At 42.7% G+C, this 15613-nt stretch carries 15 protein-coding genes; 11 read left to right on the top strand and 4 right to left on the bottom strand.

Translation table 11 applies throughout. From position 1 onward, the window contains the following. Positions 1 to 4 precede the first annotated feature (4 nt). Both BMW86_RS13350 and BMW86_RS13345 read right to left on the bottom strand, forming a co-directional pair. Entirely contained in the window at positions 5 to 1087 is a 1083-nt protein-coding gene (locus BMW86_RS13350; RefSeq protein WP_089782245.1) for an efflux RND transporter periplasmic adaptor subunit, read from the bottom strand. Between the two features lie 143 nt (positions 1088 to 1230). After that, positions 1231 to 1608 (bottom strand): hypothetical protein, encoded by a 378-nt coding sequence (locus BMW86_RS13345; protein WP_143056566.1) that lies wholly within the window; start codon positions 1606 to 1608, stop codon positions 1231 to 1233. 223 nt (positions 1609 to 1831) lie between these two features. On the opposite strand from BMW86_RS13345, the gene BMW86_RS13340 reads away from it, so the two are divergent. The 10 genes from BMW86_RS13340 to BMW86_RS13295 are packed head-to-tail and all read left to right on the top strand — an operon-like array spanning position 1832 to position 10964. Continuing rightward, on the top strand, positions 1832 to 3169 hold the full coding sequence (locus tag BMW86_RS13340) for a Gfo/Idh/MocA family protein (RefSeq protein ID WP_089782243.1): 1338 nt from the start codon (positions 1832 to 1834) through the stop codon (positions 3167 to 3169). A gap of 34 nt (positions 3170 to 3203) precedes the next feature. Further along, positions 3204 to 3665, top strand: a complete 462-nt coding sequence (locus BMW86_RS13335) for a RidA family protein (protein WP_177189254.1) — start codon at positions 3204 to 3206, stop codon at positions 3663 to 3665. Between the two features lie 29 nt (positions 3666 to 3694). Further along, entirely contained in the window at positions 3695 to 4492 is a 798-nt protein-coding gene (locus tag BMW86_RS13330; protein ID WP_089782241.1) for a HipA family kinase, read from the top strand. Continuing rightward, complete coding sequence (locus BMW86_RS13325) at positions 4470 to 4850, top strand: DUF3037 domain-containing protein (protein ID WP_089782240.1); 381 nt, start codon at positions 4470 to 4472, stop codon at positions 4848 to 4850. The genes BMW86_RS13330 and BMW86_RS13325 overlap by 23 nt, the downstream gene beginning before the upstream one ends. Positions 4851 to 4860: 10 nt before the next feature. After that, positions 4861 to 5544 carry a response regulator transcription factor gene (locus BMW86_RS13320; RefSeq protein WP_089782239.1) on the top strand — a complete coding sequence of 228 codons (684 nt, stop codon included), beginning with the start codon at positions 4861 to 4863 and terminating at the stop codon, positions 5542 to 5544. Between the two features lie 7 nt (positions 5545 to 5551). After that, positions 5552 to 6811: a sensor histidine kinase gene (locus BMW86_RS13315; RefSeq protein WP_177189253.1), complete on the top strand. Its 1260-nt coding sequence runs from the start codon at positions 5552 to 5554 to the stop codon at positions 6809 to 6811. A 20-nt stretch (positions 6812 to 6831) separates the two neighbouring features. Beyond that, on the top strand, positions 6832 to 7518 hold the full coding sequence (locus tag BMW86_RS13310) for a VIT1/CCC1 transporter family protein (RefSeq protein WP_089782237.1): 687 nt from the start codon (positions 6832 to 6834) through the stop codon (positions 7516 to 7518). Positions 7519 to 7577: 59 nt separating this feature from the next. Next, complete coding sequence (locus tag BMW86_RS13305; RefSeq protein WP_089782236.1) at positions 7578 to 8981, top strand: sensor histidine kinase; 1404 nt, start codon at positions 7578 to 7580, stop codon at positions 8979 to 8981. A gap of 24 nt (positions 8982 to 9005) precedes the next feature. Beyond that, the gene (locus BMW86_RS13300; RefSeq protein ID WP_255372917.1) at positions 9006 to 10688 is read left to right on the top strand and encodes an NAD(P)/FAD-dependent oxidoreductase; all 1683 of its coding nucleotides are present in this window, start codon (positions 9006 to 9008) and stop codon (positions 10686 to 10688) included. A gap of 6 nt (positions 10689 to 10694) precedes the next feature. Beyond that, positions 10695 to 10964: a UBP-type zinc finger domain-containing protein gene (locus BMW86_RS13295; RefSeq protein ID WP_089782235.1), complete on the top strand. Its 270-nt coding sequence runs from the start codon at positions 10695 to 10697 to the stop codon at positions 10962 to 10964. A 68-nt stretch (positions 10965 to 11032) separates the two neighbouring features. On the opposite strand, the gene BMW86_RS13290 is transcribed toward BMW86_RS13295, so the two are convergent. After that, the gene (locus BMW86_RS13290) at positions 11033 to 12301 is read right to left on the bottom strand and encodes an acetyl-CoA C-acetyltransferase (RefSeq protein ID WP_089782234.1); all 1269 of its coding nucleotides are present in this window, start codon (positions 12299 to 12301) and stop codon (positions 11033 to 11035) included. Between the two features lie 86 nt (positions 12302 to 12387). Here BMW86_RS13290 and BMW86_RS13285 point away from each other — a divergent pair, with 86 nt between their 5' ends. Beyond that, positions 12388 to 14547 (top strand): M48 family metallopeptidase, encoded by a 2160-nt coding sequence (locus BMW86_RS13285; protein WP_089782233.1) that lies wholly within the window; start codon positions 12388 to 12390, stop codon positions 14545 to 14547. Positions 14548 to 14602: 55 nt separating this feature from the next. Here BMW86_RS13285 and BMW86_RS13280 read toward each other — a convergent pair whose 3' ends face one another. Then, positions 14603 to 15592 carry a YncE family protein gene (locus BMW86_RS13280; protein WP_143056565.1) on the bottom strand — a complete coding sequence of 330 codons (990 nt, stop codon included), beginning with the start codon at positions 15590 to 15592 and terminating at the stop codon, positions 14603 to 14605. Positions 15593 to 15613: the final 21 nt, after the last annotated feature.

The raw sequence follows: 15613 nt of genomic DNA, 5'->3' as shown, positions 1-15613 counted from the left end.
ACTACTATTCTGCTTTTAATCGCAGATGAGAAATAACTTCCTGAGGTACCTGATATTCATAGTTGATCTTATCATCATCTTTTACCTTCTGAACACCCTCTAGCAGGATCTTATCATTTTCTGAAATGCCACTTTCAACAACGTACAGATCGGGCATACGACCACTGATGGTAATATTCCTTGATTTTACTACATTGTTCTTGTCAACCACAAAAACATAGATCTTATCCTGAATTTCGTAAGTTGTTTTCTGTGGGATAACCAATGCATGGCTAAGCGGAACAGTCATTAAGACCTTACCGGTTTCACCATGTTTCAACAGTTTATCGGGATTTGGGAATCTTGCCCTGAAGGCAATGTTTCCTGTTTCATGATCGAACTCACTTTCAATAGTTTCCACATTTCCTTTATACTTCAGGGAAGTATTATTTGCTAACAGCAGACCTACCTTGGTGTTTCCACGATCTTTTGTATTGGTTTCGTAGTCCAGGTATTCCGGCTCAGATACATTGAAATAAGCGAACATCTGGCTGTTATCTGAAAGGCTGGTCAATAAAGCACCTTCATCGATCAGGCTTCCCAATTTCAATGGGATACGGTCAACCGTTCCATCAAACGGGGCCCTGATTTCTGTAAATGACAGGTGGAGTTTAGCCAGTGCCATTTCGGCTTTTGCCTGATCCAGTTTGGCCTGCGCCATTGCCTGTTCATTTTTTGAGATCACATTTTTATCTACCAGGGTTTTAGCGTTCTGCAGTTCTATTTCTGCACCTTCTGCTTCAGCCTGTGCTTTCACCAGTTCTGCCTCATATATTTTAGGCATGATCCTGAACAACAGCTGACCGGCTTTCACAAACTGGCCTTCATCAACATAGATGTTTTGCAGGTAACCCTTTTCCTGGGCCCTGATTTCAATGTTCCTGACAGATTTTATCTGCGAAACATACTCCTTGGTAAAGGAAGTATCAACCCGTAAAGGACTTGTAGCGGTGTATTTGCTGGCTTCTTCCTTTTCTTCTTTTTTAGGTTTACAGCCTGTCTGGTACAATATAACAGACAAGCATGTGAACATGACAATTCTCTTCATGATATTAAATGGATATTGAACGTTTGAATGGTTGGAAAGTCAAAGATTCCTTTGAACAAATAAAGATATCAGTCGCAAGGTGAGACCTGAACCCTCAGGTTTACATACATGATCGCACATAGGTAACTGATACATGTTATTGATCAGATCCTTAAGACTTGTTGTGTGATATATTTATAAGATGAAAGACTGCCAAAGTTCAGAGGGGCTTTGCAGCAGTTATGGAGATATTGTAAAGAAAACAGATGGGAGTTAATCAAACTGGCATTGACCAGCAATCTATATTTTCTGGCAAAAAAACTATCCGTATCATCATCTTCAGGATCATCACCGATGAGATATTCATTATCATCATCCGGGTCAGTATCCTGGGATAAAGAATGGCCCTGACTGGTATGTTTAAATTTTACCAGTTGTGCTTTTTCACTATGCTGAGCTGAAGTGTTGGTACCTGTATATACATAGTCATACCCCTTTAGCAGAAGGACGCATAGGCATACTAAAAATACAGTTAGTCTCATTTGGAAGCCGAAAATAATAAAAGTTTGAGAGCCGAAAAAAAATTTCATCCCCTCTACTACTAAAAAAAATGATTCCCTTTTCAATTCCTATCATCAGACTTTCACATTGTTACTTATCCTTATTTTTTGTTACGTATATGACAAAAGAATGGGGTTTTCACTCATCATAAATTATGTAAACCCCTTATTTATTTTTCTATATTCATGCTGTTTAAACTACGTTATGAAAAGAAGAGACTTTATAAAAACAGGTAGCCTTGCCGGCATAGGAACCGGGTTAACTATTCTCAACTTCCCGGTCTTCGGGAAAAATGCACCCAGTAATAAACTGGTACTGGGAGTAATGGGTGTTAATTCCAGAGGGAACTGGCTGGCACAATGTGCAGCTAAGCTACCAGGTGCCGAAATAGGCTATATCTGTGATGTTGAAGACTCCGCCATTGCAAAAGGGCTGAAAGCCATAGCAGGTGCCCAGGACCGCAAACCTACCGTTATAAAAGATATACGCAAATTGCTGGAACGTTCCGATTTTGATGCGCTCTTTGTAGCCACACCGGACCATTGGCACGCACCGGCGGCAATTATGGCTACGGCAGCCGGCAAACATGTTTATGTGGAGAAGCCTTGTGCCCATAACCCCGCGGAAGGTGAACTGCTGCTTGCTGCTGCAAAAAAATATAACCGGCATGTGCAGATGGGCAGTCAGCGCCGTTCCTGGCCTAATATGCAACAGGCGATAAAAGAGGTGAAAGAACAACATGTATTAGGCAAAGTATATTATGGAAAAAGCTGGTATGTGAATAACCGTCAGCCTATAGGGGCGGGTAAAAAAATAGCGGTACCGGGAACGCTGGACTGGGATCTATGGCAGGGACCGGCACCTCGTCGGGATTACCTGGATAATATTGTGCATTACAACTGGCATTGGCGCTGGCATTGGGGCACTTCAGAGACATGTAATAACGGAACCCATGAGCTGGATTGCTTACGCTGGTTCATGGATGTGGAGTTTCCTACTAAAGTGACTTCCGCAGGCGGCCGTTATGCTTATTCCGGAGATGATTGGGAAACACCGGATACGCAAACACTGAACTTTGAATTTGAAGGCGGAAAAGCTATTTCCTGGGAAGGACGGAGTTGCAGTCCCTTCAGTCTTGAGGGCAGTGACCGCGGATTTGTGCTTTATGGGGAAAATGGCAGTTTGTATAATACCGGAGGTGACAGCTATAAGATTACAGACCTGAAAGGAAAGGTGGTGAAAGATGTGAAACAGTCAACTAATACCGATCAGAGCGTGACTAATACCGTGAGCCCGGCCGGGGAATATTATGACGCTATACATATTAATAACTTCCTGGAAAGCATACGAGGCAATGCCGCACTCAATGCGGAGATAAATATTGGTTACCGTAGTGCGCTGCTGCCTTTATTAGGCAATATTGCCCAGCGTACCGGCAGAATATTACATACAGATCCTTCCAATGGACACATTCTGCATGATGATGAAGCGATGAAATTATGGAGAAGGGAGTATGAAAAGGGCTGGCAGCCAAAGGTGTAACCAGGTTATAAAATTTATTAAATTATCCGTTAAGATGAAACCCGTTTTATTATTAGTCGCTCTCTTTATGGCCCTGCAGGGCTTTTCCCAGACTACCGTAAAATTAGTAAACCCTCCTGCCCTGGCTACTCCCAAAGGTTATTCCCATGCAGCAGTAATTGATCTTGGTACAGCTAAGATGATTATTATGTCTGGTCAGGTAGCGTTGGATAAACAAGGGACCCTGGTAGGCAAAGATGATCTTGAAAAACAGACGGAGCAGGTTTTCAGGAATATTAAAAGTATTGTTGAAGCTAATGGCGGTACGATGGAGAATATCGTGAAGCTGGGGTATTTCATTACTGATGTATCGAAGATATCTGTTGTACGTGCCGTGAGAGACCAGTTTATTAATACACAGCATCCACCTGCAAGTACATTGGTACAGGTGAGTAAACTGTTCAGAGATGATGTGATGATTGAAATAGAAGCGACTGCGGTAATTCCTCTGAAATAGCGGAAATTTGGTTAATTTCCGATCTACTTATGGATAATAATAAGCCTGAACTCAGAACCGTCAATGTGATAAGATATGTCACACCATTGCGCGAAGGGGGCTCATTACCTGCTATAGCAGAAGCAGATGATGGGTTTCTGTACGTGCTTAAATTCCGTGGTGCCGGACAAGGCGTAAAAGCGCTGGTAGCAGAATTAATAGGAGGCGAAATAGCCCGTACGCTTGGAATAAAAATGCCGGAACTGGTATTTGCCAACCTCGACGAAGCATTTGGCAGAACAGAACCGGATGAAGAAATACAGGACCTTCTGAAGGCAAGCGTAGGACTTAACCTTGCGCTGCATTACCTCTCCGGGGCCATCACTTTTGACCCTACCGTTAATAAAGTAGCGCCTAGAGTGGCCTCACAGATCGTATGGCTGGATTGCCTGCTCACTAACGTAGACCGTACCGCCCGTAATACCAATATGCTGATATGGCACCAGGAGTTATGGTTAATAGATCATGGGGCTTCTCTTTATTTCCATCATTCCTGGCAAAACTGGGAAGAACAGGCTAAACGCCCATTCGTACATGTAAAGGATCATGTGCTGCTACCCCAGGCATCTGAGCTGGAAGAAGTGGATGCAGCGTTCCGCGCGATCCTTACTCCGGAAAAAATCAAGGCGATAGTTGCTGTAGTCCCGGACGCATGGCTGGCATCAGGATCAGAAGAAGAGACAGCGGAAGAACGCAGACAGGTATACGCACAATTTTTAACGTCAAGAATCGCTACGTCGGAAATCTTTGTAAAAGAAGCACAAAATGCAAGAAAATCACTTATTTGAGTATGCCGTTATTCGGGTTATGCCACGGGTTGAACGGGAAGAATTTCTCAATATCGGTGTCATTCTTTATTGTAAACAACAAAGGTTTTTACAGGCGATTTATACACTGGACGAACAACGGCTTTCTGCTTTCTGTGCATCTTTAGATATAGCTGTACTAAAAGAATATCTCCATGCATTCGACCAGATCTGCATAGGAAATAAAACAGGAACTATTGCAAGCCTGGATATGGCGTCCCGTTTCCGCTGGCTCACAGCTACACGTAGTACCATATTACAGACCTCCAAAGTACATCCGGGATTTACCAGTAATCCGGAGGCGACACTTATCAGACTACATGAGCAATTAGTATTGTAAATTTTTATACATGAAAGTTTTAATCGTAGAAGATGAAAAGGAGCTGTCGGATAGTATCTGTACTTATCTGAACAATGAAAACTTTATTTGCGAAGCAGCATACGACTTCAATACTGCCAGTGAAAAGATTCATCTGTATGATTATGCCTGTATCATACTGGATATTACTATCCCCTATGGGGATGGACTTGATATCCTCAAAGAATTAAAAGCATCCAATAAATCAGAAGGGGTACTTATCATCAGCGCTAAAAACTCTCTGGATGATAAAGTACTCGGGCTTAACCTGGGAGCAGATGATTATCTCACTAAACCTTTTCATCTCCCCGAATTAGGTGCCAGGGTATCTGCCATTATCCGGAGAAAATCATTTGAAGGGAAAACTATTATCCGCTTAGATTGTCTTACCCTCAATATCCAGGATAAAACATTGACCGGTACAAAAGGTGTCCTTGTTGATCTTACCAGGAAAGAGTATGAGCTACTGGTATACTTCTTCGCCAACAAAAACCGTGTCATCACCAAAGAAGCTATCGTAGAACATTTATGGGGAGATGATATTGATATGGCTGGCAGCTACGATTTCATTTATACCCATATTAAAAACCTGCGTAAAAAACTGATGCAGGCGGGATGCCCTGATTATATTAAAGCCGTGTATGGCATGGGTTATAAGTTCACCATTAATCAATAAAATCAATATGAAACTATTTACCAGATACAACCGTATCAACCTGTTTGTAATGGTAATTGTTTTCCTGTTATCCAGTTGTGCTTATTACATTGTGTTGAGTTATGTACTGCTGAATGAGTCTGACAGAGATCTGCATGTGATTAAAGATAAGCTGGAAGAATATGTAGCGGAACATCACCAGCTTCCTACGAACAGGCTGATAGATGATGAACAGATTACTTATGCTCCTGTATCTTCCCCGGGAACAGGGTCTGAGATAGCGTTCCGTAAGCTGTATGATCCTGCAATGAAAAAGAAAATAACCTTCCGGGTGCTTACTTTTTTTATCCTCGCAGGAGAGAAACATTATGAGATCACCATCACTAAACCAACAGAAGCTACCACAAGACTTTTACGCACGATTGTTATACTTACCATCTCTACTATCTTCATCATCATTATTTCTTCCCTGCTTATCAACCGTCTTGTGCTGCGCAAACTATGGCAGCCATTTTATACCACGATAAGTATTATGCGGAATTTCAAGTTAGGTACCAAGAACCGGCTTACTCTGCCTGAAACGGATATTGAAGAGTTCTCCTTTATGAATTCGAGTCTTCAGCATGTAGCCCGGAAAGCAGATGATGAATACCTGGTGCTGAAAGAATTTACGGAGAATGCTTCTCATGAAATACAAACCCCGCTGGCCATCATACGTTCTAAACTGGACCTGCTGATACAGGATGAAAACCTGTCTGAGACACAGAGCAAAACGTTACAGAGCGCTTATGTGGGAATTAAGAAGATTTCCCGTTTGAACCAGTCTTTACTGCTGCTGACTAAAATAGATAACTACCAGTTTACGGATATTCAGGCAGTAGATATTAAAGAGAATATAGAAGAAAAGATTGCCCAGTTCCAGGAGTTATGGCAGAATAACCAGATAGAAGTGATTAAAACGCTGGCACCGGCTACGATCAATGCCAATCCTGAACTGATAGAGATCCTGCTGAATAATTTGCTGAGCAATGCTACCAAGCATAATATAACCGGTGGCTCTATCGGGATTACCTTGAAAGAAGACAGTCTGGAGATTTGTAATACCGGTCCGCCCCATGCCCTGGACCAGTCCCGGTTATTCCAGCGTTTTTATAAAGAGGCCCGGCACAGTAATCACAATGGCCTTGGGCTATCCATTATCAAGCAGATTTGTGAGGTATCAGGTATTACGCCTGCGTATTCATTTAAAGAGAATAAACACTTCTTTCTCCTTAGCTGGACCTCTTGAAAAATATTATAAATTTGAATATGCAGCATACGGAACAACACCTTAAAAGCTCGGATTTTATTACTGATATGGTCATAGGTATGAGTGATGGGCTGACTGTCCCCTTTGCACTGGCAGCAGGGCTGAGTGGAGCTGTTAGCAGTAATAATATTATTATCACTGCTGGCATCGCTGAAATCGTAGCCGGTTGTATTGCCATGGGTTTAGGTGGTTTTTTAGCAGGGAGAACAGAACTGGAACATTACCAGAGTGAGCTGAAAAGGGAATATGATGAGGTGGAAAAAGTGCCCGAAAAGGAAATGGAAGAGGTAAAGGAAGTATTTGCCGAATATGGGCTTAGTGCGGAAACCCAGGACCTGATAGCCAATGAAATGGCCAAAGACAAAACCAAATGGGTGAATTTTATGATGAAGTTTGAGCTTGGACTGGAAGCCCCCAATCCTAACCGCGCCCTGCAGAGCGCCCTTACCATTGGCGGGTCTTATTTTGTAGGTGGGTTACTCCCCCTCTCCGGTTATATTTTTACATCTAATCCTCAGCAGGGACTGGTAGTGTCTGCCATTCTTACTATTATCTGTCTTTTTGTATTTGGCTTCTTCAAGAGTAAAGTAACAGGACAACCACCTGTTCAGGGCGCATTAAAAGTAACCATGATAGGTTTACTGGCTGCAGGCGCAGCGTTTGGTATTGCTAAAGTAGTGGCTTAGGATGTACATATCATCGGTTCCCTCGGCAGTTAGCAGGATAATAAGTAACTTTAACTGACATGAATAATATTACAACTGAATGGCTGCAATCTGTAGAAGTGCTACAGGATGTTCCCGTGGATCAGCTTCAATGGCTGATAGACCAAAGTGAGTTACTCACCATACCTGCAGGTGGGTTTTTATTCAAAAGCGGAGACCCACTGGCATCAACCCTATTCATTATATCCGGCTTAGTGCGAATATGCCGGGTCCTCAATGACAATCAGGCTCAGGAAATAGCCCGTTTTGAAGACAAATACATTATTGGTTACCTGCCCTTTTCAAGAGGACTGACTGCTAGTGTTCACTGCGAGGCCATTGTAGACACCCTCATCATGCGTTTTCCCATCGGGAAAATGAATGAACTGATCCGTAATTATTTTGAACTGACGCAGGCGCTGGTGCATGTAATGACCGACAGGGTACGTAACTATGCCGCTCTTGTTCAGCAGAATGAAAAGATGGTAGCGCTGGGTAAACTCTCTGCCGGCCTGGCACATGAGTTGAATAACCCCGCAGCAGCTGTGGTACGCGGAGCAGTGTCTTTAAAGAAACACCTGCATTTATTACCGGAATCATTTAAAGATATCCTTTCTATAAGGATGAGTCCTGAAGATGTGGATATTGTGAATGACAGAATGTTTGCCGTATTGAACCGCGCGGATAAACCAGTGTTATCTTTATTAGATAGATCTGATAAGGAAGATGAACTGACCGACTGGCTGGATGATCATGAGATAACAAATAGTGTGGAACTGGCGGAGAATCTTGTTGACTTTGGGTTTACGGAGGAAGATCTGGAGTCTTTTAAGGAACATATACCAACGGCCCACCTCTCTGCCGTCTTCATGTGGATCAATAATAATCTTGTGACTGAAAAAATGGTGACTGATATTGAAGAAGCTTCCAGTCGTATTGCACACCTGGTAGGCTCTATCAAAACATTCACCCATATGGACCAGGGACTGGAAAAACAACTGACCGATATCCATAGCGGGATTAACAATACGCTGACCATCCTTCAATATAAGATCCGTAAAGGGAATGTTGAAGTGGTTGAGCGTTTCGACAGGGACCTGCCACAGATACTGGCCTATGTTGGTGAATTGAACCAGATATGGACAAACCTGATAGACAATGCACTGGACGCTATGGAGCCTAATCAGAAAGGTGTCTTAGAAATATATACGCTGAGAGAAGGGGAGTATATACAGGTTTGTATTATTGATAATGGCCCGGGTATTCCTGAGGCTACCATGTCGAAGATTTTTGATCCTTTCTTTACTACTAAAGAAGTAGGAAAGGGAACCGGTCTGGGACTGGATATTGTACACCAGATTATTCGTCATCACCGTGGCAACATTAACGTTAGCTCTGAACCAGGGCGTACGGCATTTGTTGTTCACCTTCCGATCAATGGATAATTTGCATATTTAAACTGGTATTGTATGCCAACAGATAAAACAATGAATTTACCTATCATTCTCTGCATCGACGACGATGCGCAAGTACTACGAGCTTTAGTCCGGGACCTTAAAAGTAAATACCGTGATCAATATAAAATAATCAGTACTGCTGATGTGAAAGAGGCGCTGGCAAGTTTGCTGGAACTGAAGAATAAAGGCGAGACAATTGCCATGTTCATCACAGACCAGCGTATGCCTGGTGTAGAAGGTGTGGCCTTCCTGGAGAAGGCGATATCGTTTTATCCGGAAGCCAAACGTGTGTTACTGACGGCTTATTCAGATACAGATGCTGCTATTAAAGCGATCAATACGGTGCAACTGGATTATTACCTGGTGAAACCATGGGACCCACCGGAAGAGAAACTGTACCCGGTTATCAGCGGATTGCTCGAAGACTGGCAAACTGAGTATCATTCTGATTTTAAAGGGATTAAAGTAGTAGGGCAGCAGTATTCCAGAACATCTCATACCATCAAGGAGTTCCTGGCGGGGAATCTTATTCCCTATAAATGGCTGGATGTACAGACGGCGGAAGAATCCGGTCGTTTGCTTAAACTGAATAATCTCAGCAATGATAATCTACCTGTTATCTTTTTTGAAGATGGCAGTTATCTGATCAATCCTACTATTATAGAGATTGCCCAAAAAGTGGGGTTGAATCCACAGGTGAAACATGATGTGTATGATGTGGTGATCATTGGTGGTGGCCCTGCGGGTCTTGCAGCAGGAGTGTATGGCGCTTCTGAAGGGCTGAAGACATTACTGATAGAAAGACGCGCGCCTGGCGGACAGGCAGGCACCAGCTCCCGTATAGAGAACTACCTGGGCTTTCCTACGGGGTTGAGTGGTGCAGAGTTAACACGTCGTGCGGTGACGCAGGCGGCGAGATTAGGGACGGAGTTGATTACACCACAGTCAGTGAAGGATATTCAGCAGAAGGATGGATATAATAAGATTATCCTGGAAGATGATACTGTCATTAACACCCGCAGCGTGATTATCACTACCGGTGTTGATTACCGGACCTTAGATACAAAAGGGGTGGCTGATTTTACAGGAGCAGGGATTTATTATGGGGCTGCTATGACGGAAGCTACGGCCTGCAGGGATAAGGAAGTGTATGTTGTAGGCGGGGGTAATTCTGCTGGTCAGGCGGCGATGTATTTGTCCAAGTTTGCGAAGAACGTGTATATCCTAATCCGTAAAGATGATCTTAGCAGTACGATGTCTGCTTATCTTATTGAACAGATAAAGGGGGTGCCTAATATCATTTTACGCCCCAAGACTGAGATTACGGAAGCCAAAGGGTCTGATAAATTAGAGCAGTTGACACTGATGAATATTGAAACGTCCGAGACGGCGACCGTGGAGGCCGATGCGTTATACATCTTTATAGGGGCGAAGCCTTTTACGGACTGGATTGCACTGGATATTATCAAAGATGAAAAAGGCTTTATTGAAACCGGGCGCGAGTTGAAGGGATATGAGAACTTTACTAAGATCTGGAAACAGAACCGCGATCCTTATCTGCTGGAGACCAGTTGTCCGGGGATCTTTGCTGCTGGCGATGTGCGTGCGCGTGCAATGAATAGAGTTGCGGCAGCTGTGGGTGAGGGTTCAATGGCGATTAGTTTTGTACATAAATATCTTGCTGAAGTAAAATAATAATACATGGAACCAGATATCTGTCAACACCTGCAAGCAATTCACACATTAAAAGTTGAGCATGAGCATGTATGTGAGGAATGTATAAAGACGGGCGACGACTGGGTGCATCTCCGTACCTGTCAGACCTGTGGGGTAACTTTATGTTGTAATGATTCTCCGAATCAGCATATGCAGAAACATTATCACAAGACAAAACATCCGGTTATTTCATCGGCAGAACCGGGAGAAAGATGGTTGTGGTGTAATGTGGATGAGATGATGGTAGAATATTAATTTTCTAAAGAGGCTCATAATTGAAATGCCCCAAAAAGTGTCGGGGCATTTCAATTATGAGCCTCTTTTTATTTTTCAAGTATTACCGTAGCTCCTTGTCCACCTGCGGCACAAACAGAGATAAATCCCCTGCCACTCCCCTTTTCATGCAGCAATTTGGCCATAACGGCCAGGATACGTCCGCCGGTGGCGGCGAAGGGATGTCCTCCTGCAAGGCTGCTGCCGTTTACGTTTAGTCTGGCTTTGTCTATACTGCCCAATGCATGATCAATCCCGAAAGTTTTCATTAGTTCCGGGCTTTCCCATATTTTAAGGATGGCCAGTACCTGTGCCGCAAAGGCTTCATGAATCTCGTAGAAATCAAAGTCCTGTAACGTGAGACCGGCTTTTGTGAGCATACGGTCAGCAGCATATACAGGTGATAATAAGAGGTTTTGTTTGTGTTCGATGTATTCTATGGCTGCGACTTCTGCATGCGTGAGATAAGCCAGAATGGGCAGGTTATGTGCTTTTGCCCAGTCTTCACTGGCCAGCAGGATACAGGAAGCCCCATCTGTTAAAGGGGATGAGTTACCGGCAGTGAGTGTACCATTTACTTTATCGAAGGCTGGTTTCAGCTTTGCCAGTTTCTCCAGACTGGTATCTCTCCTTAAATTATTATCCTTTTCCAGGCCAAGGAAGGGCGTTAGCATATCATCAAAGAAGCCATTATCATAGGCTTTTGCCATTTTCTGATGGCTTTCCAATGAGTACTGGTCCTGCGCTTCTCTTGAAATATTATAGTATTTAGCAGTGATCTCTGTATGTCCGCCCATAGATAAACCGGTCCTTGGTTCTATGTTCATAGGCGCTATGGGACTAAGGTCTTTCAGGCGGATCTTTGAGAACTGTTTTAGTCTTGCACCGAAGGTTTTTGCTCTTCTGGCGGATAGTAGAATATGTCTGAGTTTTTCTCCCAGTACTAAAGGGACATTGCTGGCGGAGTCTACACCTCCGGCGATACCGGAGTCTATCTGCCCCAGGGCTATTTTATTAGCGATATATATTGCAGCTTCTATTCCGGTGTTACATGCCTGCTGGATATCACAGGCGGCAGTGTTCGGGTCCAGGGAAGTACTCATCACACACTCTCGTAGCAGGTTGATTTCCCAGCTGTGTTTGATGACAGCACCACCGGCTACTTCACCTAGCAGTTCTCCTTTCAGCTGATAACGCTCTATTAAACCGTTGAGGGCTGCTGTCATCATATCTTTATTACCGGCCTCTGTATAGGCGGTATTGTTCCGGGCAAAAGGGATGCGGTTATAACCTACGATTGCAACTTTACGTGGAATCATATAATTAGTTTAATGGTTATTCCAAAGTTCTCGCTATTTTGTTAAAGAAATAAGATTGTTTTTGTTCCGGAATATCTGTCCTTTCTATGATAAAAGATGTGTTGTTTTGGTTCAAGCCGGGACGTTCTGTGGGGTTTAGAAAGGTGATAACTGCTGTTTTTCTTTTCTTTGTTGTTTATGCAGCATTGTTGATAACAGTTGCTCTTCTTGCTGTTGCTGTTTGTTATGCCGGTCTTTGGATTATTATTACTACCCCTGAATTCCTGATTGTTGTTACAGGGGTGGCCCTGGTTGCCTTTGGTGGGTTGGTGTTGTTCCACCTTATAAAATTCCTGGTTAAGCCCTGGCGGTACGACAAAGTCATTTATGCTGTTATAGTGAGTGCGGCGATGGCGCTTATTGGTGTTTGTGGTGCTTTGGGTATCTGGATCATTATGACCAGACCTGCTATGGCAGACATTTTAGCGGGTGCGGCATTGATTGCCGCTGATGGTTTGGTATTGTTTTTTCTAATCAACTACTTGTTCAGGGGATACAATCCAGGTGGGGTAGAAATTACAGAAGAAGAACATCCTCAGTTGTTTACATTTATCCGGCAATTGACAGCCGATGTTGGCATCCCATTTCCTAAGAAGATCTTTCTATCTCCTGCAATAAATATCAGTGTACGTTATAACGCCAGCTTATGGAGTATTTTCTTCCCTGTATCTGGTAATCTTGAAATCGGGCCGGGGTTTGTGAACAGTATTAATATCGATGAGTTTAGGGCGACTTTAGCTTGTGAATTCGGGTACTTTAGCCGGAAAAGTACAAAACGGTTTGTATACGAGGCTAATTACCTCATTTATAATATGCTGTATGATAATAGCAGGGATGCAAAATTTATGCAATCCAGGGCAAAGATGCGCGATGTTTTCGCATTCTTTGCTTTGCCTGCAGGTAAGATTGGTAAGGGTATTTTACTGATCTTACAAAAGGTGTATAAGATTATCAGTAAAAACTATCTGACGATAAGCCATGAGGTTTCGTTTCATGCAGATGCGATTGCAGCGGGTGTTGCCGGAGGGAATAATCTGGTAACTGCGCTTAACAGGATTGCTGTTGCCGGTGGTTGTTATACCATTGCACTGAATGCGGCCAGTGCATTTATGAAAGAGAAGAAGGTAACGCGTAATATTTTTAGCAATCAACTAACGGTATTACGTTCCAGGTTTGTCCATCCTCTTTCAAAGTCAAGGATCAATTATAAAAATCAGTGGGCCTGTTATCCAACATTGAAAGAAAGAATACAACGTCTTGAATCTGCTGCTCCAACAGAATTTCCCGATCTTTTTGAGCCGGATGATACAAGCGCCTGGGAGTTGTTCAATAATGCAAAGGCCTTACAGGAGACATTAACAGCTAATATCTACAGGGAAATAACACAGGGACGCAATTTTCAGTTTTATGAGGAAGAGGAGTTTGATACATGGTATCAGACAAATCCATATAAGATGCCTGCTGTTTATAAAGGGCTCTATGATCAACGTTATATTGATCTTATCGGCTGGGATCTGGAAGCATTGGCTACTCAACCTGTATACGTGCAGTTCGGGGAGTTGTTCAATGAAGAAAATGGACAGTTACCCTCTTTTATCTCCCGTAATGAAAAGGATATTGTTACTTTAAAAGCAATTAAAGAAAAACATATTCGTGCTGAGTCTTTTGATTTCGAAGGAGCCAGGTATGTGCGGAGTAATTGTGATACACTCATTGCAAAAATGGAAGAAGAGATTGTGTTGATGAAAGAAAAGCTATTGCAGATGGATAAACAGGCATTTGCTTTTTTTTATCAGCAGAATAATAGTGTGATGGTGTTATATCAGCAGTGCCAGGCCATTCAGCAGCAACAAATTACTTTCGCGGAAACAGTAGACCAGATCAAACAATTGATACACTCTTTTTATATCAGTATGCTTACTCCTGAAGAAGTGAGATCTGCCTTAGATAAAATAACAGCGCATGAAATAGTGATAAAGAAAGTGATGCAGTCTATAATAAAAGAGAATATAATTTCTCCGGAATCATCTTTATATAAAAAGATCAGTAATTATATTAATACGCAGTATGTATATTTTAGTGATAAGGGAAAACATGATGAGGAGTTGTATGTATTGAGTGAAATGCTTACCAGCAAGATCCCCTTATTGGAAGAGATACAGCATAAGTATTATAGAAAGATGGTCGAAGGTCAGTTATCTGCATAGGAAAGGACTGTCTCAAAATATAAGACAGCCCATTTATTCATAGGATATAATATGTTTACTTTCCAGGCCCGTATACATACACGCCAAAAGTGCCCGGTTTAATTTGTTTGTCCTGTAATTCAGCTCCGCTGATAAAAATGTTATGAGATGCTTTACTATACACCAATGTTCTTAACCCCGGATGTGTTTGTAAAGTTTGTATTACTTCGTAATGATCTGCATCTTTCTGATGGATAAAAGTGGCATTCCCTTCTCCGTTGGAAGTAACAATCAGTTGTTGTGCCTTATCATAAACAACAGCATCTACCCTTCCACCGATAGGCAATTCAGCAACGATCTTTCCATCTGCGGCATCTAATACCAGCAGGTTTTTAGTATCACTGCAAACAGTGAATAACCTGTTGTTAGTCTTATCCATTGCAATACCGGTAGGCGCTTCTCCTTTCTTTAAAGCATAACGCCTGATTACCTTACCTGCTTTGGTATCAATCACAACTACTTCGTTTTTATCTTCCAGGTTATTATATATCAGTCCTTTTCCATCGGAAACTGCAAACTCCGGACTTCCTCCCAGTTGAATAGTACTGGTTTCAGTATCTGTCTTTACGTCAATAACAACTGCATTCTGACTGTTCCCACAGAAGGCGTATACCTTATTGGAGAATTTATCATACATGATACAGTCTGGCTTTTTACCGCTGAGAGGAATCGTTTTGAGGACTTTAAAGGTTGTATAATCAAAAACGGTCACTGAGTTCGTTGTACCGTTAGAGATATATCCTTTGTTCTCTTCCTTAACCAGTGCAATGCCATGTACCCCACTTAAGTTACCGATTTCCGCCAGCGGCTTACCGGTTGTGAGTGATACCACATGTACCCTGTCTGCATGAGAGACGAACAGCCGGTTATTGTCATCATCCATCATCAGGTAATCCCACTTGCCGTCTCCGGGTAAGTTGATCTTTTCTACCAAATGATAGGGTTGCTGTGCATAACCCCAAAAACCTGTGAGCAGTATGATTGCCAGGAATGTTATCGGTTTCATGTGGCAAAATTAACGGGCAAT

The organism is Chitinophaga sp. YR573, from assembly GCF_900110995.1.
GTDB lineage: Bacteria > Bacteroidota > Bacteroidia > Chitinophagales > Chitinophagaceae > Chitinophaga.
This window is presented reverse-complemented; position numbering and strand designations above follow the sequence as displayed.